The sequence below is a fragment of the Devosia sp. P3_B2 genome (assembly GCF_056402875.1).
This window is the reverse complement of record NZ_JBFUGO010000002.1, coordinates 306,439-328,900: the sequence shown is the minus strand read 5'-3', so window position 1 is coordinate 328,900 and position 22,462 is coordinate 306,439. Positions and strand designations below refer to the sequence as shown.

The following is a 22,462-nucleotide window of genomic DNA, read 5'->3' as shown; positions in this document are numbered from 1 at the left end:
AGCTAGGCGCCAGCCGTAGCGAAGCTAGGGTGGGGGGAGCCCCTCGCGCCGCCCCCTCACCGACCCCCTCGCCGCCCTCGCAACCTCATACGCCCGTCCGGCCCAGCGCACGCGCTCATCCGCGTCATCAGCGATCTCCTCCGGCAGCGCATAGTAACTCGCGACCGTCACAGTCCCCGATCGCCCACCATAGGTAAACGCCATCGCGTCCAGCGCCTCAAACGCCGGGCGCGTGTCGTCGTCCACCCGCAGATACAGCGTCCCCTTCATCACGAACCCGAACTGCACCCCCTCGCATTTGAGCCCGGCGCCGCCGAAGAACCGGCCGACCTCGACCGGCCCGATGCCAACCATCTGCGCGGCCAGCTCAAGCGCCCGCTCCCGCGCTGATGTCGTGCTCACCGCAACTCGTCTCCGCCGGATGCGTGGAAGAACCCGCTGATCGCCTGGAACTTGCCGTCCTCCGCCAGCGTGCTGAAGCTGGTGCCGGTCTGCAGCGCCGCGCCATCCGGCCCCTGCAGCGTCCAGTGCGAGATGCTGCGGCCGTGATGGTGCAGCACGGTGCGGATGTGGAACGCCCCGCCCGGCGCGCTCTGCTGGAACCCGCCCATATAGGCCGAAAGCGCCGCCTGCCCCTCGATCAGCCCGTTCGGGTCGCAATAGGTCACGTCCTCGGCAAGGCATGCGGCCAGCTCGCTCCCCCGGGCCACGGCGTCGAGCGACCAGATCGCGGCGTAGCGCCTCCAGAGAGTTTCAGGCGTCATGTTGCTTACCTTCCAGGTTGTCGAATTCATCATTGATCATGGCGGTCAGCGCCGCCTTGTCCGAGCCGGCCCGGACCAGGACGAGAACGCCCTGATAGAGCGCCAGCAGTTTCGTGCTCGCGCTTGCCGGCTTCACGCCGCTGCGCAGCAACCCGGCGCGATGCGCGGTGGCCAGTCGATCGGCGAATGTGTCCGAGAGAATGCGCAGCCCTTCGGCGACGCCGGGATGCGCCATGCCGCTCCCGCCGAACTCGATGGCCGCATTGGTGATCAGGCAGCCGAACGCTTCGCCATTGACCTCCTGCAGCAGCGTCAGGAACAGCTGCCTAACCCCGCCGAGCCCCGCGGCTTCCGGCGCATATTGCGCGATGCGGCCGCCGAGGACCGCCCGGTTGTAATGGGCAAACGCCGCGTCAAACAGCCCGGCCTTGTCGCCATAGCCGTGGTAGATGCTGCCGCCCTTCAGCCCGGTCGCCTGTTCCAGCTCCTTGATCGAAACCGCGCCATAGCCGCGGCGCCGGAACGCCCCCATCGCGCCGGCCAGCACCGCATCCTCGTCATACTCCCGGGACCGCCCCATGCTCGCATCCGCCATTCTTGATTGATCGTTTTAAAATGACCGATCAAGAATCGCCTGTCAAGCTAGCCTGCATGCAGTGGCCCCTTGCGGGGGCTTCGAGCCGTGCCGAGGGCAAAATCGCTCCAGTGGAGCGATTTTAGGTGAGAAGGCCATGAGAGCTACGCTCGAATGGCTGGTAGCACAGCTAGGCGACAGCCATAGCGAAGCCAGGGTCGGGGGAGAGCCTCGCTCCGACGCCTCAGCTCTTGCCCCCTACCCAACCGCCGCCGCCGCGCTACTATCCGCCGACATTTGGGGGATCACTCATGCTTCGCTTCCTTGGCACCATTGCCGTCGCCACCACGCTTTTGCTTTCGCCCGCCCACGCCGAAACCGATTGGGCCAAGTACGGCAGCTTCGCCAAAACCCGCTGCGAAGACCCAAAAACCATCGCCGACATCAAGGAATCGACCAAAGGCCTCGAGTTCAACGACGGCGGCGGCCGCGCCTTCGCGCTGGCCAGCAACGTGAAGATCACCAAGTCCCGCACCATCAAGACCACCGCCACCATGCTGGTCTGCCAGCTCACGATGCGCACCATCGAAGCCGGCGAGCCCAACACGTACAACGCCCGGCATACGGTGTGGCTGGAGCCGAAGGGGCAGTGGCGGACGCTGTTTCAGCCGAATTACTAGACGACCGGTGTCATCCAACGACCTCCCGAGCGCAGACGCTGGATCGCAATCGATGCCCAATCAACCTGATTGTCTGAATCCATCTGCAAGGGTACAGCCAGACGGCAAAAGCACCAAAATAAGGACGGTTGAATAGGCTATGATCTCTTCAATGTCTTGGGCTCAAAACTTGGACTTTGTCGCACTGGTGGCGAGTGATTTCTTCGAGATGGACGTCCGGTGTGATCGGCCGCATCTCTACAAATATCTATCGTTCCAGGACTTAGCGTTCCGCAGAAGTTTCCTGGCAAATCCGACGTTTAAGTTCGCAACAAAGGCGCAGTTGAACGACCCGTTTGATCTATCTCGCCGCTTTGATCAGTTCGGCGGCGACCTTCTCCGCAAGTTCATGAAAAAGTATGTCGCGGCTCAGTTGGAACTGCGACTTGAAGATGGCTCGTATCTCGTCGACGAGATCGCGAAGATTCCAAACTTCAAAGCGAGCGGGTTGAGCAAGCTACAGCTTCGCCAACTACTAGAAATGCCAGTCGGGAAAGCAGCCGTCGCCACTGTGAGAGAGCAGATGCGAGCCTCTTTGCCCTTGATAATCGATACCGTTTTCGATGATGCCGATAGCCGTTTGGACGAACTCGTGGACGGGCCCGTAGCGCGGACGGGAGTCCTCTCCCTTAGCGAAATTCCGGATAACAGAGCACTCTGGAGCGTATATGCCGACGGGGGCAATGGATTTGCGCTAGAGGTGGCTGCCCAGCACCCGTTCTTCCTCGCCCTGCAGAAGAATGGCACCGAACGCAATCGGTTGATCAAAGTGTCCTATAGGGACGATCGGATCCCCGATATTTGGACCAACCCCTTCTACCTATTCGCAGTAAAACACACCGAGTACTCATTTGAGCGTGAGTGGCGGCTGATCCGTTCAGTAGATGACTGCGACAACAAAACCATCTCTCCAGGCAATTCGATCTATACTCTCCCTGTCCCCAAAGGGGTGATCACCTCGATCATTTTTGGTCACCGGTGGTCGATCGCTGATATTCGAACCGAGGGAGACATCTTGCGTACCTTCGACGAGCGAATCGCGATCAAACAAGCGGTGCCCAACGCCGCCATAGGGAGCTACAGCACCGACCTCGTGTATTGACGGCTCCAGCACACAGAGCCCGAAGTGTAGCAGGACGTGCGGTGGGAGATTGTCCCCGTGTCACGCGCCGCCGCCGTATGGTGCGCAGACAATAACGATACACGCGAAGCCAGTTTGTCGTGGCGGTTATGGAGCCGAGCTTGGACCGGGATAAACGACAGGCCGACCTTCTAAAGTATATAATGCTTTTGGAGGCCGCATTTGACGAGCTTCACGCTGCAGTTCTTGCCAAGTTGGCTGATCCAAAACAGTATGTCGGCGTACACTCCGACCACCCCGTCATGACCGTTCTAGACAGCGGATTTCCATCTATCCACAAAGTGGGGCTCTACAACGACCGTGCCCCAAAAGATTATGTGGGGACCGTCCGCCGAGCCGGGATAATCGGGCTGCTCATGTTCGAGCGGCCGAAGGAGAATTTCCCCGCCGGCGAGGCCCTGGTGGAGTACCTTCGCACTACCTGGTTGGGCAAGAAACTCGACATGAAACCGGGATCGCCCGGCTATTTCGTCGATGGGCTTTTGGCCGAGGCCGTCGAATGCTACCTGCACCGGCATGGCACGGGCCCAATCAACACTCGCCTCCGCGAGCCGATAGTCCGACGGATATTCCTCGGCACCGTCTTGAAGACCTTAGGCCTCCGCGTCGTTGTCCCGATCGCCCTGACGCACTTTGCCGTCGACCATTTCCGATTCAGTGAGAACGCTTACCTCACCCGATTAACTAAGCCGCTGCAACTCGCCCGCTCCCGGATCAAGGACTTTGGGTCAGGGGCGGCCGATATGGTCGTTGGCGCCGCCACCCACGCATTCGTCGCCACTGGTTGGACCATCGAGAACGAAAGCGTCTCGCAAGTGCGCCACTCTCTGGAGCATCCCTCCACAAACGTTCTGGATTTGGTGGACCGGTTCTTTGCGGCCTTGCGGACGGCAACGGGGGCATCGACCGGATTCGCGCAGGTGCTATTCCTGCCACGTGGGTGGGCCACGAGTTTCTATTGCGATTTGCCGCCCGTTTTTGGGGCGACCTATCGTCGATACCCCAACACCTTCGATGACTATGCATGGGCCCGAGGTCGCTCGGAGACGGTGACAAGGGAGCAACTTCAGCGGGCCAAGCAAGTCTTTGAACGCATCGTGTTGCGGGACGAAGAACGCGTACTCATCGCCATCAAGCGACTAAACGCCTGCCTCACGCGAGATGATCCGGTCGATGCCATTCTGGACGCGACGATTGGCCTTGAAGTTCTGCTAGGCGATGGGGACAGCCAGGCTCTCTCATACAAGTTGCGCATGAGGGCCGGCGCGCTCGGCGGTTTGAAGGGTGATCGCGATCCCGCTGCGGTGGCCAAGGACATCAAGACTATCTACGGGATCAGGTCGAAAATCGTCCACGGCGTGACCGGCGCGTCAAAGCGCGTCGAGGCCGATTTAGAGCAACGGTACGAGAAGGAACGGGCGCTTGCCGCTGACCTTCTCAGGTACGTGCTATCGGTGCTGATCGAGTTCCCGCGATATCTAGAGCCAGACCGCATCGATGTGGAGCTCATGCTGGGCGTACTCCCGCTCGAACCGCCTCCGCCGAAGAAGCCGAGGAAACCGATGAAGCCGAGATCGGCAAAACGGCCTCACTAGGCCTCCGAGAGGCCGCTCACCGCCGCAAGCTCCAGCACGCCCTTTATCCCCGCCCCCTCCCCCTCGCGCATACTCCGCTGTCCCCACTCAGCAGGAGCCCCGATGCGCCTTCCTCCCATCGATCCGCCGCACCACGACACCGGCCCCGTACCCCACCTCCAGCGCCCGGCGCGCGAACACATTCCGCACACCACGCACGACAAGGCCGCGCTTTATCTCGTCATCGCGCCCCATATCAGCGCGCTCGCCGATGAACTCTGGGCCCTCACGATGAAATCCTCGGGCCTTGCCGCTGATCCCCAGGTGATCGCGCTCGCCGCCCGGCTGCTGCGCGAGGCCCAGCGGCTGCTGCGCGGCGAGCCCGGCGCCGGTCACATCGGGCTGAGCTTCGCCCCGCCCATGCTGCTCCACGCCCTGGCGCTGGGCATGCGCCAGCTGGCCCGCGCCGTCGCCGGCTTCCGCACCCGTTACTACGGCTACAACCCGCTCACCGGCGGCGATGCCTGGGCCGTGTGCGACGCCTTCGGCAACCCCGACGCCCGCTGGCTCGGCCCCCGCGCCCTCACCAGCCTCGATGGCGAGATCAGCGAGCTCAACCTGATGACCGCAGAAATCATCCGCACCCACCTCCTCCGCCTCGCCGGCCACAGCAAAACCCCGCTCCCACCCAACCTGCAGCGCCCCAACCCCGAGGACGACCCGGAAGCCGCCGCCGCCAAGCCACCCGAACCGCCTCCGACGCCCACCAGCACCACCCGCTACGACAACCGCCGCCGCCAGGTCCGCCTCGTCCGCCAAACCGTCCGCCGCACCCTCCCGGCAGCCCCGCGGACCTGAGCCGGCACCGACGGCCGGAGCGGTTGGCTTAATCGCGTCCACTAACGGCACTCGATGCAGGTGTGAGCGTCTCCTCCCCCCTTGCGGGGCTTCGAGCCGCGCCGAAGGCAAAATCGCTCCAGTGGAGCGATTTTAGGGGAGAAGGCCTTGAGAGCTATGCTCGAATGGCCGGGACAGGGCGGGGGGGTACGTTTCCCGCACCAGCCCATCCCCAGCTCGGTTCAGTAGCCACAAACAAAACTTATCCCCGCTCCCGCCACCCCCATTACCCTCCCCCTCACCTGCTCGCGCTGGACGGAATCGCGAACGAACGATGCGCGGGTGGGGATCGGGTGGAGGGCGGGTCGCCGCGCTCCAGGCCCAAATCCGGCCGGCCGGGCTGCACCACAGCCAAGCCGCCAGCAAACGCCGGGCGGGTCCTGTGACGGACCTGCCGATGGCCAGGCGCCCGGTCACACGGGAGCCCGGACCGGTCTGTCTGGAAACGTCCGGGGCTTGCCCCGAGGATCTGGATCGGCAGGCTCGGAGCCGAGGTCAGGCGATGCGGCATCGGGAAGTCCCGAAGCCCGCCGGAGATAAGCCCAAAACCCCGGTCGGCCGGCGAGGCGATGCCTCGCACTATCATTGCGGACTACCGCTCGAGGCAAAGCCTCGCCGGCCCCGTCCCCCTGCCCGCATCCCCCGAGGCCCACGGCCGTCGGGCGCTCCGGCACGTCTGTCATCCACGCCCCGCGAGCGGCCCTTTGCTTCCGCCGCCCGCCCCCGGCGACCCAAGCCCCTATCGTAACCCCCCTGCAGCGCTGCTAAAATACCCGCGAGGGCGAGGGGCGCTGGATGGGAGGAAACCATGGAGCGCATCCGTACGATCTTTCTCGCCGTGATCACGTTGGCCCTGGCCGCCGCATTCGTCACCGACGCCACCGCAGCGCCGAGGAAACCGGGCCGGCCGATCGGCACCTACGAGCAGCGGATGAAGGTCTGCGACCAGAACAACTTCAGTTGCGATCAGACCTGCGACCAGCTCATCGACATCGACAACAACGTGGCCGAGTGCCGCAAGCAGTGCGACGCCCGCTATGCCCGCTGCCAGAAGTGGGCCAAGACCAACGCCATGATCGTGCTGCCCCCCGACGACACCGGAGGCACAAAGCTCAACTCGGCCTGCGCCAAGGTGGGCGGCGTGTTCGACGACGGCGGCGGGTTGCTTGCCACCTGCACCAATGACAATTGCGACGGCGACGGCGGTGCGTGCTTCGTGGTCTGCCCCAGTCAGTCCGCCTGCACGGGCCACACACCCAGCCCGCTCACCGGCAACCAGACCCTGCTCTCCATCCTGCAGAACGGCGACAAGGTGTTCCGCCAGCTCGACAAGGCTCCCGCCGGCAGCCTGGTGGAAAGCGGCGACTCATCCCCGGGCACGCCCCCGGTGATCCTCTACTAGCGCCCGAGCGCCGGCCCCGGCCGGCGCTTCCCCTCCCCCACCTATCCCCGCCCCCTCAGCCGACCCGCATACTCCTCCGTTTCCTCGACAACGGAGACCTCCATGCCCTTCCTTCCCCCCATCGATCCACCGCACCACGACACCCGCCCCGTGCCCCATCTGCAGCGCCCGGCGCGCGAACACATCCCCCACATCACGCACGAAAAGGCCGCGCTCTATCTCGTCATCGCGCCCCACATCAGCGCGCTTGCCGCGGCCTTCACCGCTCCGTGACCCCGCATTGCGTCGCCGCCCGCCGGCTCCTAGCCTTCGGCGCTCATCCAGAGAGGAGGCCCGCATGCGCAATCCGTTCGTCGTCGCCGCCCTGTCCCTGTCCCTGGTGTTGGGCGGGCTCGCCCTCGGCGCCCTGCCCGCCGAAGCGGCCGGGCACACCGTCACCATAGCGGGACACAAGTTCTCCCCCGCCAAGCTCACCGTCGCCGCGGGCGACACCATCACCTTCGTCAACAACGACAGCGCCCCGCACACCGCCACGGCCAAGGATGGCGCCTTCGACACCGGCCGCCTATCGACCGGCGAGAGCGCCACCGTCACGGTCGCCGCGGCCGGGGCACACGCCTACATCTGCAAGATCCACCCCTCGATGAAGGGAACCGTGACCGCGAAGTAACCGGCTCGTCGCCGCACCGCGCAACCATTCGAAATCTTCATCCCAGCCATCAACTCCACTCCGTTGACTGCCCGGGCGCCGCCGCCGATCATCGCTCAATGCTTGACGACGAACGCCCCGCACCCGATCCGCGCTCGAACGGCGGCCCGCCGCTCGACGACTCTCCGCGTCCCTGGGGCGCAAATGGCATCGGCAACTATTTTGAGTGGAAGACCGCCACCGAAAAAGCCTTCAACGACGTGCCCTACGACATCGCCGTGATGCGCGCGCGCCGCGCCGACGCCCTCGGCCTCACCTACCGCGAATACACGCTCGAAATCCTCGAGCGCGGCCGCTACCTCAGCGCCGAGGCCGACGCCGACCGCATCGCCGAAATCAAGCGCAAGCGCCCCATCCCCTACTGAGGCTCGGCGACAACCTTCAGCGGCGCACGCCTCCGGCCGCCCCGCAGCAACCTCTTATCCCCGTCGCGCCGCCGTCGGATAACTCTCCCGACCTTCGACCATCCCGAGATCATCCATGCCTTCACCGCCCTACCCCTGGCCCCCGGCAGTCTTGGCTCCTACACGCAGCAGTTCTATGAGTGTGCCGCGATTTAGCCCGCTTTCCGGCGTTGCTGATCCTCAACAAGAACAACAAGGCCATCCGGAGCCCGCCATGATGCGCACCGCCCTTTTCGCTCTCAGCCTGCTCGCCGCCAGCCTTGCGGCCATGCCCGCCGAGGCCGCCTCGCGCGGCACGGCCCGCGCCTCGGCCGATATTCCGGTGCGCAGCGGCCCCGGCGCCGGCTACCGCACCATCGGCACGCTCGAAAAGGGCGCCCGGGTCCAGCTGCTGCGCTGCACCCGTGAGTCCAACTGGTGCCTGTTCCTCGATGCCGACGGCGAACCCGGCGGCTGGGTCCGCGGCTCCTACCTCGTCGGCTCCGGCGCCAAGCTCGAGGTCACCCCGCACAGGTTCCTCGGCTTCGATCCGCTCGATCCGCTCGATCGCTGTGAGGGCAGCTTGTTCTGCCGGTGAGGCGATTGCAGCCCGCCACAAAGATGAACGAATTGCGCTGACGGCGCCAAATAATTCTACCTAAACAAGGGTTTCAGCTTCGGTTCAGGCACTTCCTTCTAACTTCACGGTCAAGGCAGTGATGCCAACCCTGAAAAACGAAGGAAACCGAAGATGTCTTTCCGCGCTCTGAAGACCGCCGCCCTCGCCACCCTCGTCGTCGTCGCCACCGCCGGCGTTTCGATGGCTGCCCAGTACGCCTGGGTCGACAACAACGCCAAGGTGAAGAAGCATCACCAGCTGGCTTCCCAGACCGTCAACTGGGTCCAGGAAGGCCAGAAGGTCAAGATCATCGGCCAGTGGAACAACTGGTACAAGATCCAGATCCCGGGCCAGGATGGCTGGGTGAAGTCCGGCGTGCTCGATTTCAACCCCGGTCCGTTCCCGGGCCCGTTCCCCGGCTACGGCTATGGCTACGGCAGCTCGTTCTGCATCAACGGCCAGAACGCCTCGTTCTGCCTGAGCGGCGGCTACTAAGCCCCACGGACCATCGGGTCCATGCAGCGCGCCCCCGGTTTCCGGGGGCGCGTTTCTGTCAGGGGGTTTCAGGCTGCGTTCAGCTTGGCACTGTTAAACCTCATGACAAGGCAGCGATGCCGCAACAGACTCCAAAGGATCCCATCATGTTCATCAAGAGCATCAAGACTGCAGCCCTCGCCACCGCCATCGTGATTGCAACCGCCGGCGCCTCCATGGCCGCCACCTGGGCCTATGTCGATCACGACGCCAACGTCCGCAAGAACCACAGCAACGGCTCCATCGTGGTCAATAACGTCGATGAAGGCGATAAGGTCAAGGTCATCGGCCAGTGGAACAACTGGTACAAGCTGCAGATCCCGGGCCCGGACGGTTGGGTCCGCGCCAACGTGATCGATTTCGACTACTACGATGATGATGACTACTACCCGGCCAAGCCCGGCTACGGCTTCGGCAGCAACTTCTGCGTCGAGGGCAAGAACGCCCAGTTCTGCCTCGGCACCAGCTACTGATCTTCATCCGACGCAAGTCGGGCCGATCCGAAGCGCTCCCGGGACCTCCCCCGGGGGCGCTTTCGTTTACCGGCCGTTAGCATACACGAAGCTGGCGCCGCAGCTTTCCGCCGGATCGCGAGTTTCTACCCAAGGGAGGAACCCGAAATGTCCCTGCTTCGAGCCGCTCTGTGCCTTTCCGCGACGTTTGCCGCCCTCGCCTTCGCCGTCGTTCCCGCCGCTGCCGGTGGAGTCGTCGCGTCCGCTGCCGTCAACGTTCGCGCCGGCCCCGGCGGTGGCTATCCGGTCGTCGATGTGCTGGGCGCCGGTCAGCCGGTCCGCATCAACTACTGCCAGGGCCCGTGGTGCCTGATCCGGCAACCCGGTCCGGACGGCTGGGTCGATGCCAACTATCTCACCACCCCGCGCCACTACGCCAAGCACGGCTACGTGGAGAACGTCGATCACAAGAGCCCCTCCTATGCCGGTGGCTACTATGGCGGCGAACGCTTCTACGACGACTATTCCTTCCTCGAGCGGCCGCATCAGCGCTACCGCAGCTACGATTTCTACGGCGGCATCATCTGCATCCATGGTGACTACGCGAAAGTCTGCCCCCGTCGCTGATCGTCGCAGCGCCGCACACAGCTCGTCGATGCCAGCTCCCGCCGCCTCGACCTCGGGATCGCCGTTCATTTTCAGTTCAGGAAACCCGGCGCAGGTTCGCCGCGTTTGGGGAGAGTTACGACAAAGATTTCTCCTGAAAGGAGCCCCCTCATGCCCCTCAATCGTCTGGCCCTCGGCGTCACCAGCGCCCTCTTTGCCGTGGCCGGTGGCATCACCGCTGCCAGCGCCGCCAGCGCCTATGCCTCAAGCACCGTCAACGTCCGCTCAGGCCCGGGCACGGGGTACTCGGTGGTGGACGTGCTGCGTCGCGGCCAGCGGGTCGAGGTCGACTACTGCAGGGGCTCCTGGTGCAGCATCGAGCAGCGCGGCGCCGATGGCTGGGTCAACGCCAATTTCCTCAACGCCGACCGCTACGACGACGACGATCGCTACTACGACGATTACGACGATGACTACTTCGATGATGGCTTCTATCTGGAGCGGCCGCGCTATCGCTACCGCTACCCGTTCTATCGCAGCCAGGCCTGTTTCGGCGGCTCCAACGCGTCGTTCTGCTTCAGCAACTGACCCGCTTGTCGGGCGTCGTGGCGCGGCCTATCTAGGTCGCACCACACAGCGCCCGGTGCCCCATGGTTACGCAGCAGATGAAGCCTTACGTGAAGCTCGCCTCGACCCTCGCCAGCGTGGGCCTCGGCATCTTCTTCATCGAGCGCTTCGGCCTCTCCGAGCTGCAGAAGAACGGCACCATCCACATCGACGGCACGATCCTGTCGCTCATGGTGCTGGCGCCGATCGTGCTGGTCATCGCCGGCGCGATCGTCTTCATGGTCGGAAAAATGCGCCGCCTCTGATCCTCCCCCGCGTGGCGGGGGAAGAAGACCACCCGAAGTGTGGTGGAGGGGGCGACTGCAGATGCCGTCCTCCTGCCCTACTCGACCCTTAGCCGCTCAACGTCGATGCCACGCGCCAGCAGCGGCTCCCGCATGCGCCGCCCCAGGAACTCGTTGATTCCGTAGAGCGCCACGGCAGCCACCAACAGCACGATGCCGAAGCCGCGCGTGCCTTCCTCGGTGCCGATCGCAATAGCCGCCAGCACCGCCGCGGCGCCTCCACCCAACAGGATGTACCACTTGCGCTCCGCCTGCACCCTGAGGTTTCGGGCGCTCGACAGCAGCAGGTCCTTGAGCTCCAGGTCACCCATCGCCGCCAGTTCCGAGCCGCCGCCCTCGCGCCGGATCGTCTGCATATAGGCCTCGACCCGCCGCTCGATCACCTCCTGCCGCTCGGCATCGCGCCGCCCACGGAAGAAGTAGCTGCCGACAATGCCGATCAGCCCCAGAACCAGCGCGATTTCCAGCAGCACAACCATAGCCAATCCCCTTCCCGGAGCGTCAGCGCCCATCGCTCATCAGATGTCCCCGGGGGTTCGCCGATTCAAGAAGTTGCCCGGAAACTTGTCCCGACAATCGCCACATCCACAGAGCGGCACCTCCCCCTCTGACGGGGGAGGATGGGTGGGGGTGAGCGGAGCCACGATACCGGATCAAGCCGCCGCCCTCGCGCCCCTCGGCAGCAGGTGCCCGCTCAATGCGGCGGCGTCTCCTCCTCTACCGCCGTCGCTGCAGTCTTCCTCCCCACCTGGCTCAGGTGTCGCTCCCGCGCCATCACCACCAGCCCAGCGCCGACGATCACCGCCGCGCCGACCAGAGAGATCGGGTCGATCAGGTGCCCGAACACCTGGTAGCTGAGGAAAATGCCCCATGGCAGCGAGAAGTAGCTGAACGGCTGCAGCGTGCTGGCCGGCGCCCGCGACAGCGCCACCATCATCAGCCCATGCGAGGCCGTCGAAGTCACCATCACCAACGCCATCTGCAGCGTCGCCGTCAGGTCCATCGGCTGCCAGAAGAACACGCCGGTCGCGGTCGTCAGCGCCAGTCCGATCACCCCGACATAGACCATGCTGGTCGCCGTCGTATCGACGCTCGATACCTTCCGGGTCAGCGCGATGTAGACCGCGTAACTCGTCGCCGACACCAGCGCGAACAATACCCCGCCGTCGATCGGCAACCCACCCGGCCGGATGATCACCAGCGCCCCGCAGAACCCGGCAAACACCGCAACGATCCGGAACACTCCAACCCGCTCACCGAGGATCGGGATCGCCACCAGCGTCGCCAGCAGCGGGTAAACCAGCGTGATCGCCTGCAGCTCCGCCAGCGGTACGGTTCGCAACGCCACTGCGAACGTCCAGATATCGACCACCAGCAGCAGCGCCCGCAGCCCTTGCAGCCATGGATATTTCGAGCGGAACGCCTGCTTCAGCGGCCCCTGCCGGCTCACCAGTACCAGGGAAAACGCCGCGAACGCCCAGAAGCGGAGCATGGCGATCTGAAACGGCGAATGCGTCTGCACCAGCGTCTTGGACACTGCGTCCTGCACGCCGAAGATCACGATGGCGAGGAGAGTAAGGCCGATAGCGAGCGCGACATTGTCGGCTCGGCGGCGGGGTTGCCCGGTTGTGGGCTCAGTCATGGAACGAACTCTGCAGAAGTCAAATGCCCCGGGCCTGCGGCTCGGGGCAAGAGGCGGGAACTAAGTGAGCAATCAGCTGCTGCTCTTCATCGTGGCGTTCTTGATCAGCCCGGCGATCGTGGTCAAGAGACCACCACCGACCAGACCCGTCAGGCCCTGCCCGGCGAGTGCGCCGATGTCCATCCCGCCCGTACCGGCGGCCGCCGCAGCCGTACCGACGAGACCGGATAGCCCGGGGATCATGCCCGCCAGCCAGGTGCCGAGCCAGCCGCCGATCGCCCCCGCGATCGTATTGCCCACCGGCCCGAGATTAACCTGCTTCAGCACGGCCGCGATGCCGTTACCCCCCACGCCGCCGCCAATCAGTTGAACGAGAATCGGAATAATTGCTTCCATTTGGACGCTCCTCAGATCCAGCTTTTGGAAGCCGAGTGGCCCCCAACTCGCAATTGCGACGATACGCCCGATTGTGGAGAGTCGGTAGTCACCAGCGCGCACCTACTTGAATGAATGGGGGAAATCTCGCCGGCCCAAAGTTCTCGCGGTTCAAACCTGCGGTTTTTGCTTGCCGTACGTCACTCATCGATGCCCACAACTTGCCGATGCGGCACCGCAGCGCCATCAATTGAAGCGGGCCACGCGAAGCCCTATCTTTCGCCTCGACTCATGACATCCGCACCCGAACATTCCCCGGCCGATCTCAGCCGCGTCGCCCCAAAGATTGCGCTCGTCACCGGAGCTGCCGACCGGGTCGGCGCTGCCATCGCGCGCCGCCTCGCCCGCGACGGCTGGGCCGTGATCATCCACTACCGCTCATCGGCCGAAAAAGCCGAAGCCGTGGCCGCGGACATCCGGGCCGCCGACATTCGCGCCGGCGGCGGCAAAGCAGCGACCATCGGCGCCGACCTCGCCGACCGCGACCGCCGTGCTACACTCATCGCCGATGCTGCCAAACACTTCGGGCCGCTCACCCTGCTGGTCAACAACGCCTCGAGCTTCGAGCGCGATTCGGTCGCCGATCTCGACGAGGCCCTTTGGGACGCGCACTTCGCCGTCCACGCCGAGGCACCGGCCTTCCTTTCGCGTGATTTCGCCGCCCAGCTACCCGAGGGCGCCTCCGGCAACATCATCAACATCATCGACGAGCGCGTCCTCGACCTGTCGCCGGCCTTCTTCAGCTACACCTTGTCAAAGTCCGTGCTCTGGACCATGACCCGCACCCTGGCCCAGTCGCTCGCCCCCCGCATTCGCGTCAACGCCATCGGCCCCGGCCCCACCGTGCCGCCGCCGCACGTCTCGTCCGAAGCCCACCTTCGCCGTCTCACCGAACTGCCGCTCGGCCGCGCCGCCGGTCCCGATGGCATCGCCGACGGCGTCGCGGCCATCCTCAGCCTCGATTCGATGACCGGCCAGATGATCGTCCTCGATGGCGGTGAGCACATCGAGTGGCCGGCCCGCCGCGGACCGACCCCGAGGCGCAAATGACCGACACGTCTCCTCCGCTGCACGGCGCCGAAGTCATCAAGAGCTTCGTCAAAACCCTGCCCGCGTCGCCCGGGGTCTACCGGATGTTCGATGTGGCCGGCGAGGTCGTCTATGTCGGCAAGGCGCGTAACCTCAAGGCCCGCGTCACCAACTACACGCGCCCTGAAGGCCTCGATATCCGCATCCGCCGGATGATCGAAGCCACCGTCAACATGGAGTTCGTGCGCACCGAGACCGAGGCCGAAGCGCTCCTCCTCGAAGCCAACCTGATCAAGCGCCTGAAGCCGCGCTTCAACGTGCTGCTGCGCGACGACAAGAGCTTCCCCTACATCCTCATCGCCACCGAGCACGAAGCCGCCGAGCTAAAGAAGCATCGCGGCTCCCGCCGCATCAAGGGCCACTATTTCGGTCCCTTCGCCTCGGCGCTGGCGGTCAAGCGCACCATTACCGCGCTGCAACGCGCCTTCCTGCTCCGCACCTGTTCGGACAGCTTCTACAAGGCCCGCACCCGCCCCTGCATGCTCCACCAGATCAAACGCTGCTCGGCCCCCTGCACCGGCGAAATCTCGATCACCGACTACAACGAGCTGGTCGAGGAAGCCCGCCAGTTCCTCTCCGGCAAGTCGAAGTCCGTGCAGGATCACCTCGCGGCCGACATGAACGTCGCCGCCGAAGCTCTTGATTTCGAGCGCGCCGCCCTGCTCCGCGATCGCCTAAGCGCCCTGGCTCTCGTCCAGTCGCAGGGCGATGTCGCCTCCAAGTCCGTCGAGGAAGCCGACGTCTTCGCCATCGGCCATGAGGCCGGGCAGTTCTGCGTCCAGGTGTTCTTCTTCCGCGCCTTCCAGAACTGGGGCAACCACGCTTTTCGCCCGCGCGCCGACGCCTCGCTCTCCGATGCCGAAGTGCTCGAGGCCTTCATCAGCCAGTTCTATGAAGACCGCACCCCGCCCAAGCAGATCCTGCTCTCGCACGAACTCAGCGAGAAGGATCTGATGGAAGAGGCTCTCTCCGCCCGCGCCGGCTCAAAAGTCTCGATCCAGACCCCGCAGCGCGGCGAGAAAAAGGACCTGGTCCAGCACGCCCTCAACAATGCCCGCGAGGCACTCGGCCGTCAGTTGGCGGAAGGCGCGACACAGAAGACCCTGCTCGAAGGCGTCGCCACCCTCTTCGGCCTCGACGAGCCGCCGCGCCGCATCGAGGTCTACGACAACTCCCACATCTCCGGCACCAACGCGGTTGGCGCCATGATCGTCGCTGGCGAAGAGGGGCTGAACAAGAAGTACTATCGCACCTTCAACATCCGCTCGACCGACATCACCCCCGGCGACGATTTCGGCATGATGCGCGAGGTGCTGACCCGCCGCTTCACCCGCCTCGCCAACGAGAGTGAGCCCGAAGCCGAGGACGAAAACACCGGCATGCCGGATTGGCCCGACGTCGTCTTCATCGACGGCGGCGCCGGCCAGCTCAATGCAGTGCGCGAAGTGATCGCCGAGTTGAACCTCCAGAAGGAGGTTATCTTCATCGGCATCGCCAAGGGCGAGGAGCGCGACGCCGGCCGCGAAAAGTTCTTCATGGAAGGCCGCGACGCCTTCATGCTCCCCCACCGTGATCCTGTCCTCTACTACGTCCAGCGCCTCCGCGACGAAGCCCACCGCTTCGCCATCGGCACCCACCGCGCCAAGCGCAAGAAGGACATCATCAAGAACCCGCTCGACGAAATCGAAGGCATCGGCCCGACGAGAAAGCGCGCCCTGCTCCAGCGCTTCGGCAGCGCCAAAGCCGTCGGTCGCGCCGCCCTCGCCGACCTCGCCTCCGTGCCGGGCGTCTCCACCCAGCTCGCCCAACAGATCTACGACCATTTCAACGGCTCTTAGGGCCACAGCCACCGGCCCCATCTCCCCCCAAGCGGGGGAGAATGGAATTGCTTAGGCTTAGCCCTTCGCCAAGTCCTGGAAATTCCAAGAGGGGGACTTCTTGGGGCACGATGCAAGTAATCTGCGTACCCCCAAAAACAAAAGGCGCCCGAGGGCGCCTTCGTTCATCTCATCGCTGAGAGCGCTGCTTAGTTGACCGCAGTACGGGCAACGACCTTGATGTCGTCGCGGGTGATGCCGAGGTCGCGGAGCTGGGTGTTGCTCAGCTGCGAGAGCTCACGGACGGTGCGGTTGTAGGCGGCGAACTGCGAAAGCTTCTGACGGATGTTCATTTGGTTTCCCCTTCTGTTTGGTGACGCTGATATATGCCCGCCAACCCGACCCAACCAGTAGGGTATTTCGCACCCGAGCTATGCACGTTGCGCATGGTCGATTAACTGCTGTTAAGTTTCCGTTCAGACTCGTCCATCCAGCCCGCGCGCCGGGCATCTCCGGGTGCAAACCTGTTCAGACACCATTCACCATCATGGCGTTAGCAGGGCGCCAACAAGGCCCAAGGATCGAACCTGCCATGCGTCTGACGCTCATCGCATTGCTCGCCGCTACCACCGCGACCTCCGCCCTGGCCGACGCCATCACCTACAAAGGCACGCTCGGCACCCTCCCCATCATCGTCGAGTTCTCGTCCAATCCGGCCGAACCCGACGAGCTGTTCGTCGGCCGCTATGCCTACATGAACAAGGGCATCGACATCCCCCTCGATGTGGTCGACTTCGAGCCCGGCCGGTTTAGTCTCGCCGAGGAACTGCCCTGCGACGAGACCAGTTGCAACAACACCGCCGACGACACGCCGCCCGCCCCGCGGCTCGGCGCCAAATGGCACCTCGAAACCGCCGGCACCCGCCTCACCGGTACCTGGGCCGGCAACGGCAAGACCCTCCCGATCAGCCTCGAAGCCGTCGGCTCCCGCTCGTTCGAGTACGACCCGCCGCTGACTGCCGACAGCCTCGCCAGTGTCTACTACGGCTTCTTCGCGTCCGACGCCCGCCTGACCGCGGAGACCGACCCCTATGACTGGGCCAAGCTCGAGGTACCACTCGAATACTCGGCCAAAACCACCTGGGGCGACTCGGCTTTCCACTACGCCACCGACCCGCGCACCAAGTTCCCCTATCCCCGCGTCATCAGGGCCGGCGATACCGACGTCAGCCTCACTAACGCGCACCTCCGGTCGAACCACTTCGCCATGAGCGCCGACGCGCTGAACTGCCCGGCCCATGCCTATCTCGGCCTCGGCTGGGACCCAATAAGCGCCCACTCGATCGACACCCTTGCCGGCTACGAAGACGAGACCGTCACGGTCTCTTACCTCTCGCCCCGCGTCATGACCTGGGTCGAAGCCGGCAGCCTGTGGTGTGGCGGCGCCTACCCGGAGAACCACGCGCGCTACTACAACCTCGACGTCGCAACCGGTGAGTTCCTCGACCTGAGCCGCATCTTCAAGGGCTGGGTCTTCAATCAGGGCGCAGAGATCACCGCCGATCAGGAAGAGGCCAGCCACGATCCGCTCGACTACCGCTGGGGACCCGATGCGGCTCTCGCCGCGTTCATCCGCACCCATCGCACCACGACTGAAGCTGACGCCGAGTGGGAAAAGGAATGCGGCATCGACGACGTAATCGCCACCAACCTCCGCATCAGCTTCGAGCAAGGCGACATCGTCCAGTTCCGGGTAGGCGACCTCCCCCATGTCGCCGGGGCCTGCGAAGGCACCGTCTACACCGCCCCGATCACCGAACTCCGCGAATTGCTGGCACCCCAGGCGGCCGACTACTTTCCGGTCCTCAGGAACTAGACCGCCACGGCACACCGTCAGTAGCCCACAGGCGTTTCGTCACGGCGGGCACGCGCAACCCGGTGTTGCCCATCACCACTCATTTGTGCTTGTTCCTCCGCCAAGTCGCCCCGCCGACGTGAGACGAGGATACGATCTGATGCCTACGGAGGACCGCAAACTCCTGCTGCGCGACCTGACGCGGGACCTGCTGCTTGCCGGCCGCCTATGGCGCAAGATGGCGCGCGCCGCCGCCGCCAAGCACGGCGTCTCCGAAGCCGCCTCCGCGCCCCTGATCTGGATCGACCGCCTCGGCGAGAATGTCCGCCAGAACGCCCTAGCCGACGCCATCGGCATCGAGGGCGCCTCGCTAGTTCGCCTGATCGACGAGCTGCAGGCCTCCGGCCTCGTCACCCGCGAGCCCGACCCCAACGACCGCCGCGCCAACGCCGTCTCGCTCACCGCCCGCGGCCGCGAGGTCGTCGCCAAGGTCAACGAGGACGTCATGACCCTCCGCCGCCAGGTGTTTGCCGACCTCGACCAATCCGACTTCGAAGCCACCCTCCGCGTCTTCGCCGCCATCAAGGCGGCCGCAAAGGACGGCTCAGAGCAATAGTATTCGACGAACGGACCAACGCTCCCTCGTGACAAGTCGGAAAAGCTCGGCTACAAACCCGCCCATGAACCTTCGCGCCGCCTATTCGTATTGGTATTTTACCACCGGAAGCCGCTGGCAGCCGAAGGGGCGCGTTTGACGTAAAACACCAAACCGAGATTTCCCAAAAAGCCGCCAGATCACCTGGCGGCTTTTTTGTCGCCGGTGCCCAGAACCCCGAGGAGCCGACGAAATGCTGAAATCCACCGACGACCTGCGCATCAAACAGATCCGCGAACTCCGATCGCCCGAAGAGGTGATCCGCGAGTTCCCGCGTACAGATGCGGCCACCCGCACCGTGCTGAGCTCTCGCCACGCGCTCCACAACATCCTCCACGGCACCGACGATCGCCTCGCTGTCGTCGTCGGCCCCTGCTCGATCCATGATCCGAAGGCCGCGCTCGAATACGCCCGCCGCCTCGCCCCGGTCCGTGAGCGCCTCGCTGGCAGCCTCGAGATCGTCATGCGCGTCTATTTCGAGAAGCCCCGCACCACCGTCGGGTGGAAGGGCCTCATCAACGACCCCAATCTCGATGGCAGCTTCGACATCGACAACGGCCTGCGCCTCGCCCGCTCCGTACTGCTCGATATCAACAATCTCGGCCTGCCCGCCGGCTCCGAATTCCTCGATATGACCACCCCGCAATACTTCGCCGACCTCGTCTCCTGGGGCGCCATTGGGGCGCGCACCACCGAGAGCCAGGTGCACCGCGAGCTCGCCTCGGGGCTGAGCTGCCCGGTCGGCTTCAAGAACGGCACCGACGGCAATGTGCGCATAGCGCTCGACGCGGTGAAATCCGCAAGCCAGCCGCACCATTTCCTGGCAGTGACCAAGTCCGGCCACTCCGCCATCGCGGCGACCACCGGCAATGACGACTGCCACATCATCCTGCGCGGCGGCAAAGTGCCGAACTTCGGCGCCGAAAGCGTCAGTGCGGCTTGCCTCGAGGCCGAGAAGGCCGGCATCCGCCCCGCCGTGATGATCGACGCCAGCCACGCCAACTCGTCGAAGAACCCGGAGAACCAGCCCTTGGTTCTGGCCGACGTCGGCGCGCAGATCGCCGCCGGCGACAAGCGCATCGTCGGTGTCATGGCTGAGTCGAACCTGGTCGCCGGCCGCCAGGACCTCGTCCCCGGCAAGGAACTGGTCTACGGCCAATCGATCACCGACGGCTGTATCGACTGGGACTCGACGGTCACGGTACTCGAAAAGCTCGCTGAAGCGGTGGAAACCCGCCGCCGCGTCACCGGCCAGTTGGTAGCGTAGCCCACTGAGACAGACGGCCCCCTCCCATCCTCCCCACAAGGGGGAGGCGCGGCATCCCGTGTTTGGCAGCCGCCTCGACCCTTCACCTCCCCCTTCATGGGGGAGGCCGGGAGGGGCCGTCTCTATCCGTAGCGCTCAATCGTCCCCTCAACCCTCACCTTGACCCCGCCACGACGATAGCGTCTTCTTCCGACATGCAAATTCCGCCGCAACTGATGACGCTTCCCAACCAGCTGACTATCGGCCGCATCCTGGCGATTCCGGTGATCTGCCTGTTCCTCGTCGCCGGCTGGGATTGGCTGCGCTGGATCGCCCTGCTGCTCTACATCGCCGCCGCCGTGACCGACTGGCTCGACGGCTTCCTCGCCCGGCAGATGAACCTCAACTCGGCGCTCGGCAAGATGCTCGACCCGATCGCCGACAAGCTGCTGGTCGGCGCGCTGCTCATCACCTTCGCCTGGACCCGCGATCTCAACGGCTGGGACCTGATCCCGGCCATCGCCATCATGCTGCGCGAGATCTTCGTCTCCGGCCTCCGCGAGTACCTGGGCAACCGCTCCATCTCGGTCCCAGTCACCTTCCTCGCCAAGTGGAAGACCACGGTCCAACTCGTTGCGCTCGGCCTGATCATTGCCGCCCCGATGCTGCTCGGACTGGGCTTCATCAGCCATCTGTTCCTGTGGATCGCCGGCGGACTCACGGTCTGGACCGGATGGGAGTATCTTCGCTCCACTTGGCCGCATCTCTCGGGACCCGAGCTATGAAGATCCGCTATTTCGCCTGGCTCCGCGAACGGCTGAATCGCGGCGAGGAAGATGTCTCGCCGCCGCCTGAGATCCTCACCGTCGGCGACCTGATTCAGTGGCTGAGAAGCCGGGACGAAGCCGCTGACCTGGCGATGCAAAAGCCGAACCTGATCAAGGCCGCTCTCGACACCGAAATCGTCCCGCATACCGCCCTGATCGCCAACGCCAAGGTCATTGCGCTCTTTCCCCCGATGACCGGCGGCTGATCATGTCGGTCCGGCTGCAGGAAGCGCTCTTCGATCCCGGCGCCGAAACCAACGCGTTCCTTGAAGCCGCAGCCGGTGCGGGCGCTGCCGTCACTTTCACCGGCCTCGTCCGTTCTCGCCCCGATGATCCCGTCAGCACCCTGACGCTCGAAAGCTACCCCGAACTGGCCGAAGCCCAGATCGGCAAGGCTATCGCCGAGGCCGTCACCCGCTTCGGCCTGATCAAGGTCTCGGTCATCCATCGCTACGGCCGCCTCGTCGTCGGCGAGCCGATCGTCCAGGTCATGACCCTCGCCCCGCACCGGCAGGCCGCCTTCGACGGCGCCTCGTTCCTGATGGACTACCTGAAAACCGACGCCCCCTTCTGGAAGAAGGAGGCGACACCCGACGGCGACCGCTGGGTCGAAGCAAAACAAGAAGACGACGCGGCACGCGATCGTTGGAGGAAGAATGACTGAAGCCCGCCCGCCCTTCTCGCTCGTCGGGATCGACCACGTTGTTTTCATCGTCGACGACCTCGCCAAGGCGACCAAATGGTACGCCGACGTGCTCGGCTGCCAGCCCGGCTATTCCTACCCCACGCTCGGCATGGAGCAGGTCTGGTGCGGCGCGGCGCTAATCGTCCTGTGGGACATCACCCACCCCGGCGCCGCTTCGGCAGTTCCGCCGATCAAGGGCGGCCGCAACGTCGACCATGTCTGCATCGCGCTCAGCCCCTTCGACGAGCACGAGATGCGCGCCCATCTGAGCAGCCACGGCGTCAAAATCGAGCGCGAGGCCCTGCACGGCGGCGCCCGCGGCATGGGCAACTCATTCTACGTGCTCGATCCATGGAGCAACAAGCTCGAGCTCAAGGGACCGGCGGTCTACCCGGATGGCCGCGATTGGGGAAAAGAGGCGAAATGATCAGCGATAGCGACCTGAAACACCTCGTCCGAGCCGTCGATCTTGCCGAAGCGGCGCTCGCAACCGACAACGATCCGTTCGGCTCGGTGCTGGTCTCCGCCGATGGACGTGTGCTGTTCGAGGACCACAATTGGGAATCGACAGGCGACGGCACCCGGCATCCCGAGATCGACATCGCCAAATGGGCAGCGGCCAACATGACCCCCGAGGATCGGGCCGCCGCGACCGTCTACACGTCCGGGGAGCACTGCCCGATGTGCGCGGCGGCCCATGCCTGGGTGGGGTTGGGCCGCATCGTCTACGCCGGCTCATCCGAGCAGCTCGGCCACTGGCGAGCGGAAGTCGGAGCATCTGCCTCCCCGGTCGCGGCCCTGCCGATCAACGCCGTGGCGCCGGGCCTGCCTGTCGAAGGACCGGAACCGAGCCTGAGCGCGCGCTTGCGTGAACTGCACCACCGCCGGGCGGCCGCGAAGGCCGGCCGGGTGGGCTAGTCACGGGC

The 22,462-nt window shown here is 64.8% G+C and carries 31 protein-coding genes; 24 read left to right on the top strand and 7 right to left on the bottom strand.

Annotated elements, in window-relative coordinates:
- Nucleotides 1-24: 24 nt before the first annotated feature.
- The 3 genes from AC1DV8_RS04410 to AC1DV8_RS04400 are packed head-to-tail and all read right to left on the bottom strand — an operon-like array spanning nucleotide 25 to nucleotide 1,344.
- Complete coding sequence (locus AC1DV8_RS04410) at nucleotides 25-402, bottom strand: TfoX/Sxy family protein (RefSeq protein ID WP_477156614.1); 378 nt, start codon at nucleotides 400-402, stop codon at nucleotides 25-27.
- Nucleotides 399-764, bottom strand: a complete 366-nt coding sequence (locus tag AC1DV8_RS04405) for a nuclear transport factor 2 family protein (protein ID WP_477156613.1) — start codon at nucleotides 762-764, stop codon at nucleotides 399-401. The genes AC1DV8_RS04410 and AC1DV8_RS04405 overlap by 4 nt, the downstream gene beginning before the upstream one ends.
- Nucleotides 754-1,344 (bottom strand): TetR/AcrR family transcriptional regulator, encoded by a 591-nt coding sequence (locus AC1DV8_RS04400; RefSeq protein WP_477156612.1) that lies wholly within the window; start codon nucleotides 1,342-1,344, stop codon nucleotides 754-756. Before AC1DV8_RS04400 ends, AC1DV8_RS04405 begins: the two co-directional genes overlap by 11 nt.
- Nucleotides 1,345-1,649: 305 nt before the next feature.
- On the opposite strand from AC1DV8_RS04400, the gene AC1DV8_RS04395 reads away from it, so the two are divergent.
- From AC1DV8_RS04395 to AC1DV8_RS04330, 14 genes are all read left to right on the top strand, one after another.
- Nucleotides 1,650-2,018, top strand: coding sequence for a hypothetical protein (locus tag AC1DV8_RS04395; RefSeq protein ID WP_477156611.1), 369 nt, complete (start codon nucleotides 1,650-1,652; stop codon nucleotides 2,016-2,018).
- Nucleotides 2,019-2,187: 169 nt separating this feature from the next.
- The gene (locus AC1DV8_RS04390) at nucleotides 2,188-3,159 is read left to right on the top strand and encodes a DUF2971 domain-containing protein (RefSeq protein WP_477156610.1); all 972 of its coding nucleotides are present in this window, start codon (nucleotides 2,188-2,190) and stop codon (nucleotides 3,157-3,159) included.
- A gap of 140 nt (nucleotides 3,160-3,299) precedes the next feature.
- Nucleotides 3,300-4,793 (top strand): hypothetical protein, encoded by a 1,494-nt coding sequence (locus AC1DV8_RS04385; protein WP_477156609.1) that lies wholly within the window; start codon nucleotides 3,300-3,302, stop codon nucleotides 4,791-4,793.
- Nucleotides 4,794-4,895: 102 nt separating this feature from the next.
- Nucleotides 4,896-5,630, top strand: a complete 735-nt coding sequence (locus AC1DV8_RS04380; protein WP_477156608.1) for a hypothetical protein — start codon at nucleotides 4,896-4,898, stop codon at nucleotides 5,628-5,630.
- Nucleotides 5,631-6,477: 847 nt separating this feature from the next.
- Entirely contained in the window at nucleotides 6,478-7,071 is a 594-nt protein-coding gene (locus AC1DV8_RS04375) for a hypothetical protein (protein ID WP_477156607.1), read from the top strand.
- Between the two features lie 102 nt (nucleotides 7,072-7,173).
- Entirely contained in the window at nucleotides 7,174-7,344 is a 171-nt protein-coding gene (locus tag AC1DV8_RS04370) for a hypothetical protein (protein WP_477156606.1), read from the top strand.
- 64 nt (nucleotides 7,345-7,408) lie between these two features.
- On the top strand, nucleotides 7,409-7,741 hold the full coding sequence (locus AC1DV8_RS04365; RefSeq protein WP_477156605.1) for a cupredoxin domain-containing protein: 333 nt from the start codon (nucleotides 7,409-7,411) through the stop codon (nucleotides 7,739-7,741).
- A gap of 98 nt (nucleotides 7,742-7,839) precedes the next feature.
- Nucleotides 7,840-8,145, top strand: a complete 306-nt coding sequence (locus AC1DV8_RS04360) for a hypothetical protein (protein ID WP_477156604.1) — start codon at nucleotides 7,840-7,842, stop codon at nucleotides 8,143-8,145.
- Nucleotides 8,146-8,398: 253 nt separating this feature from the next.
- Nucleotides 8,399-8,761, top strand: coding sequence for an SH3 domain-containing protein (locus tag AC1DV8_RS04355; RefSeq protein ID WP_477148830.1), 363 nt, complete (start codon nucleotides 8,399-8,401; stop codon nucleotides 8,759-8,761).
- Nucleotides 8,762-8,914: 153 nt separating this feature from the next.
- On the top strand, nucleotides 8,915-9,277 hold the full coding sequence (locus AC1DV8_RS04350) for an SH3 domain-containing protein (RefSeq protein ID WP_477148829.1): 363 nt from the start codon (nucleotides 8,915-8,917) through the stop codon (nucleotides 9,275-9,277).
- Nucleotides 9,278-9,423: 146 nt separating this feature from the next.
- Complete coding sequence (locus AC1DV8_RS04345) at nucleotides 9,424-9,789, top strand: SH3 domain-containing protein (protein ID WP_477156603.1); 366 nt, start codon at nucleotides 9,424-9,426, stop codon at nucleotides 9,787-9,789.
- Between the two features lie 147 nt (nucleotides 9,790-9,936).
- Nucleotides 9,937-10,395, top strand: coding sequence for an SH3 domain-containing protein (locus AC1DV8_RS04340; RefSeq protein ID WP_477156602.1), 459 nt, complete (start codon nucleotides 9,937-9,939; stop codon nucleotides 10,393-10,395).
- Nucleotides 10,396-10,545: 150 nt separating this feature from the next.
- Nucleotides 10,546-10,962, top strand: coding sequence for an SH3 domain-containing protein (locus AC1DV8_RS04335; protein WP_477156601.1), 417 nt, complete (start codon nucleotides 10,546-10,548; stop codon nucleotides 10,960-10,962).
- 77 nt (nucleotides 10,963-11,039) lie between these two features.
- Entirely contained in the window at nucleotides 11,040-11,246 is a 207-nt protein-coding gene (locus AC1DV8_RS04330; protein WP_477156600.1) for a hypothetical protein, read from the top strand.
- A 77-nt stretch (nucleotides 11,247-11,323) separates the two neighbouring features.
- On the opposite strand, the gene AC1DV8_RS04325 is transcribed toward AC1DV8_RS04330, so the two are convergent.
- From AC1DV8_RS04325 to AC1DV8_RS04315, 3 genes are all read right to left on the bottom strand, one after another.
- A complete protein-coding gene (locus AC1DV8_RS04325; RefSeq protein ID WP_477148824.1) occupies nucleotides 11,324-11,764 on the bottom strand; it encodes a hypothetical protein in 441 nt (146 codons plus the stop codon).
- 215 nt (nucleotides 11,765-11,979) lie between these two features.
- A complete protein-coding gene (locus AC1DV8_RS04320) occupies nucleotides 11,980-12,927 on the bottom strand; it encodes a DMT family transporter (RefSeq protein WP_477156599.1) in 948 nt (315 codons plus the stop codon).
- Nucleotides 12,928-12,999: 72 nt separating this feature from the next.
- Entirely contained in the window at nucleotides 13,000-13,323 is a 324-nt protein-coding gene (locus AC1DV8_RS04315; protein ID WP_055880671.1) for a hypothetical protein, read from the bottom strand.
- 270 nt (nucleotides 13,324-13,593) lie between these two features.
- Here AC1DV8_RS04315 and AC1DV8_RS04310 point away from each other — a divergent pair, with 270 nt between their 5' ends.
- The gene (locus tag AC1DV8_RS04310) at nucleotides 13,594-14,412 is read left to right on the top strand and encodes an SDR family oxidoreductase (RefSeq protein WP_477156598.1); all 819 of its coding nucleotides are present in this window, start codon (nucleotides 13,594-13,596) and stop codon (nucleotides 14,410-14,412) included.
- Nucleotides 14,409-16,289 (top strand): excinuclease ABC subunit UvrC, encoded by a 1,881-nt coding sequence (gene uvrC, locus AC1DV8_RS04305; protein ID WP_477156597.1) that lies wholly within the window; start codon nucleotides 14,409-14,411, stop codon nucleotides 16,287-16,289. Before AC1DV8_RS04310 ends, uvrC begins: the two co-directional genes overlap by 4 nt.
- 188 nt (nucleotides 16,290-16,477) lie before the next feature.
- On the opposite strand, the gene AC1DV8_RS04300 is transcribed toward uvrC, so the two are convergent.
- A complete protein-coding gene (locus AC1DV8_RS04300; RefSeq protein WP_477148820.1) occupies nucleotides 16,478-16,621 on the bottom strand; it encodes a DUF1127 domain-containing protein in 144 nt (47 codons plus the stop codon).
- A 239-nt stretch (nucleotides 16,622-16,860) separates the two neighbouring features.
- Here AC1DV8_RS04300 and AC1DV8_RS04295 point away from each other — a divergent pair, with 239 nt between their 5' ends.
- From AC1DV8_RS04295 to AC1DV8_RS04260, 8 genes are all read left to right on the top strand, one after another.
- Nucleotides 16,861-18,144 carry a hypothetical protein gene (locus AC1DV8_RS04295; RefSeq protein WP_477156596.1) on the top strand — a complete coding sequence of 428 codons (1,284 nt, stop codon included), beginning with the start codon at nucleotides 16,861-16,863 and terminating at the stop codon, nucleotides 18,142-18,144.
- Between the two features lie 139 nt (nucleotides 18,145-18,283).
- Nucleotides 18,284-18,739, top strand: a complete 456-nt coding sequence (locus AC1DV8_RS04290; RefSeq protein WP_477148818.1) for a MarR family winged helix-turn-helix transcriptional regulator — start codon at nucleotides 18,284-18,286, stop codon at nucleotides 18,737-18,739.
- A gap of 232 nt (nucleotides 18,740-18,971) precedes the next feature.
- A complete protein-coding gene (locus AC1DV8_RS04285) occupies nucleotides 18,972-20,045 on the top strand; it encodes a 3-deoxy-7-phosphoheptulonate synthase (RefSeq protein WP_477156595.1) in 1,074 nt (357 codons plus the stop codon).
- Nucleotides 20,046-20,260: 215 nt separating this feature from the next.
- Complete coding sequence (gene pgsA, locus AC1DV8_RS04280; RefSeq protein WP_477148816.1) at nucleotides 20,261-20,809, top strand: CDP-diacylglycerol--glycerol-3-phosphate 3-phosphatidyltransferase; 549 nt, start codon at nucleotides 20,261-20,263, stop codon at nucleotides 20,807-20,809.
- A complete protein-coding gene (locus AC1DV8_RS04275) occupies nucleotides 20,806-21,057 on the top strand; it encodes a MoaD/ThiS family protein (protein ID WP_477148815.1) in 252 nt (83 codons plus the stop codon). The genes pgsA and AC1DV8_RS04275 overlap by 4 nt, the downstream gene beginning before the upstream one ends.
- A gap of 2 nt (nucleotides 21,058-21,059) precedes the next feature.
- Nucleotides 21,060-21,515: a molybdenum cofactor biosynthesis protein MoaE gene (locus AC1DV8_RS04270; RefSeq protein WP_477156594.1), complete on the top strand. Its 456-nt coding sequence runs from the start codon at nucleotides 21,060-21,062 to the stop codon at nucleotides 21,513-21,515.
- A complete protein-coding gene (locus tag AC1DV8_RS04265; protein WP_477148813.1) occupies nucleotides 21,508-21,963 on the top strand; it encodes a VOC family protein in 456 nt (151 codons plus the stop codon). Before AC1DV8_RS04270 ends, AC1DV8_RS04265 begins: the two co-directional genes overlap by 8 nt.
- Nucleotides 21,960-22,454: a nucleoside deaminase gene (locus AC1DV8_RS04260; protein WP_477156593.1), complete on the top strand. Its 495-nt coding sequence runs from the start codon at nucleotides 21,960-21,962 to the stop codon at nucleotides 22,452-22,454. The genes AC1DV8_RS04265 and AC1DV8_RS04260 overlap by 4 nt, the downstream gene beginning before the upstream one ends.
- Nucleotides 22,455-22,462: the final 8 nt, after the last annotated feature.

Excerpts from the sequence above, each read along its gene's own strand:
- AC1DV8_RS04270 (WP_477156594.1), top strand. The coding sequence starts at position 21,060 with ATGTCGGTCCGGCTGCAGGAAGCGCTCTTCGATCCCGGCGCCGAAACC.
- uvrC (WP_477156597.1), top strand. The coding sequence starts at position 14,409 with ATGACCGACACGTCTCCTCCGCTGCACGGCGCCGAAGTCATCAAGAGC.
- AC1DV8_RS04380 (WP_477156608.1), top strand. The coding sequence starts at position 4,896 with ATGCGCCTTCCTCCCATCGATCCGCCGCACCACGACACCGGCCCCGTA.
- AC1DV8_RS04405 (WP_477156613.1), bottom strand. The coding sequence starts at position 764 with ATGACGCCTGAAACTCTCTGGAGGCGCTACGCCGCGATCTGGTCGCTC.
- pgsA (WP_477148816.1), top strand. The coding sequence starts at position 20,261 with ATGACGCTTCCCAACCAGCTGACTATCGGCCGCATCCTGGCGATTCCG.
- AC1DV8_RS04355 (WP_477148830.1), top strand. The coding sequence starts at position 8,399 with ATGATGCGCACCGCCCTTTTCGCTCTCAGCCTGCTCGCCGCCAGCCTT.
- AC1DV8_RS04265 (WP_477148813.1), top strand. The coding sequence starts at position 21,508 with ATGACTGAAGCCCGCCCGCCCTTCTCGCTCGTCGGGATCGACCACGTT.
- AC1DV8_RS04340 (WP_477156602.1), top strand. The coding sequence starts at position 9,937 with ATGTCCCTGCTTCGAGCCGCTCTGTGCCTTTCCGCGACGTTTGCCGCC.
- AC1DV8_RS04330 (WP_477156600.1), top strand. The coding sequence starts at position 11,040 with ATGAAGCCTTACGTGAAGCTCGCCTCGACCCTCGCCAGCGTGGGCCTC.
- AC1DV8_RS04295 (WP_477156596.1), top strand. The coding sequence starts at position 16,861 with ATGCGTCTGACGCTCATCGCATTGCTCGCCGCTACCACCGCGACCTCC.
- AC1DV8_RS04285 (WP_477156595.1), top strand. The coding sequence starts at position 18,972 with ATGCTGAAATCCACCGACGACCTGCGCATCAAACAGATCCGCGAACTC.
- AC1DV8_RS04320 (WP_477156599.1), bottom strand. The coding sequence starts at position 12,927 with ATGACTGAGCCCACAACCGGGCAACCCCGCCGCCGAGCCGACAATGTC.
- AC1DV8_RS04360 (WP_477156604.1), top strand. The coding sequence starts at position 7,840 with ATGCTTGACGACGAACGCCCCGCACCCGATCCGCGCTCGAACGGCGGC.
- AC1DV8_RS04310 (WP_477156598.1), top strand. The coding sequence starts at position 13,594 with ATGACATCCGCACCCGAACATTCCCCGGCCGATCTCAGCCGCGTCGCC.
- AC1DV8_RS04365 (WP_477156605.1), top strand. The coding sequence starts at position 7,409 with ATGCGCAATCCGTTCGTCGTCGCCGCCCTGTCCCTGTCCCTGGTGTTG.
- AC1DV8_RS04290 (WP_477148818.1), top strand. The coding sequence starts at position 18,284 with ATGCCTACGGAGGACCGCAAACTCCTGCTGCGCGACCTGACGCGGGAC.
- AC1DV8_RS04300 (WP_477148820.1), bottom strand. The coding sequence starts at position 16,621 with ATGAACATCCGTCAGAAGCTTTCGCAGTTCGCCGCCTACAACCGCACC.
- AC1DV8_RS04395 (WP_477156611.1), top strand. The coding sequence starts at position 1,650 with ATGCTTCGCTTCCTTGGCACCATTGCCGTCGCCACCACGCTTTTGCTT.
- AC1DV8_RS04370 (WP_477156606.1), top strand. The coding sequence starts at position 7,174 with ATGCCCTTCCTTCCCCCCATCGATCCACCGCACCACGACACCCGCCCC.
- AC1DV8_RS04345 (WP_477156603.1), top strand. The coding sequence starts at position 9,424 with ATGTTCATCAAGAGCATCAAGACTGCAGCCCTCGCCACCGCCATCGTG.
- AC1DV8_RS04335 (WP_477156601.1), top strand. The coding sequence starts at position 10,546 with ATGCCCCTCAATCGTCTGGCCCTCGGCGTCACCAGCGCCCTCTTTGCC.
- AC1DV8_RS04325 (WP_477148824.1), bottom strand. The coding sequence starts at position 11,764 with ATGGTTGTGCTGCTGGAAATCGCGCTGGTTCTGGGGCTGATCGGCATT.
- AC1DV8_RS04375 (WP_477156607.1), top strand. The coding sequence starts at position 6,478 with ATGGAGCGCATCCGTACGATCTTTCTCGCCGTGATCACGTTGGCCCTG.
- AC1DV8_RS04260 (WP_477156593.1), top strand. The coding sequence starts at position 21,960 with ATGATCAGCGATAGCGACCTGAAACACCTCGTCCGAGCCGTCGATCTT.
- AC1DV8_RS04315 (WP_055880671.1), bottom strand. The coding sequence starts at position 13,323 with ATGGAAGCAATTATTCCGATTCTCGTTCAACTGATTGGCGGCGGCGTG.
- AC1DV8_RS04275 (WP_477148815.1), top strand. The coding sequence starts at position 20,806 with ATGAAGATCCGCTATTTCGCCTGGCTCCGCGAACGGCTGAATCGCGGC.
- AC1DV8_RS04350 (WP_477148829.1), top strand. The coding sequence starts at position 8,915 with ATGTCTTTCCGCGCTCTGAAGACCGCCGCCCTCGCCACCCTCGTCGTC.
- AC1DV8_RS04400 (WP_477156612.1), bottom strand. The coding sequence starts at position 1,344 with ATGGGGCGGTCCCGGGAGTATGACGAGGATGCGGTGCTGGCCGGCGCG.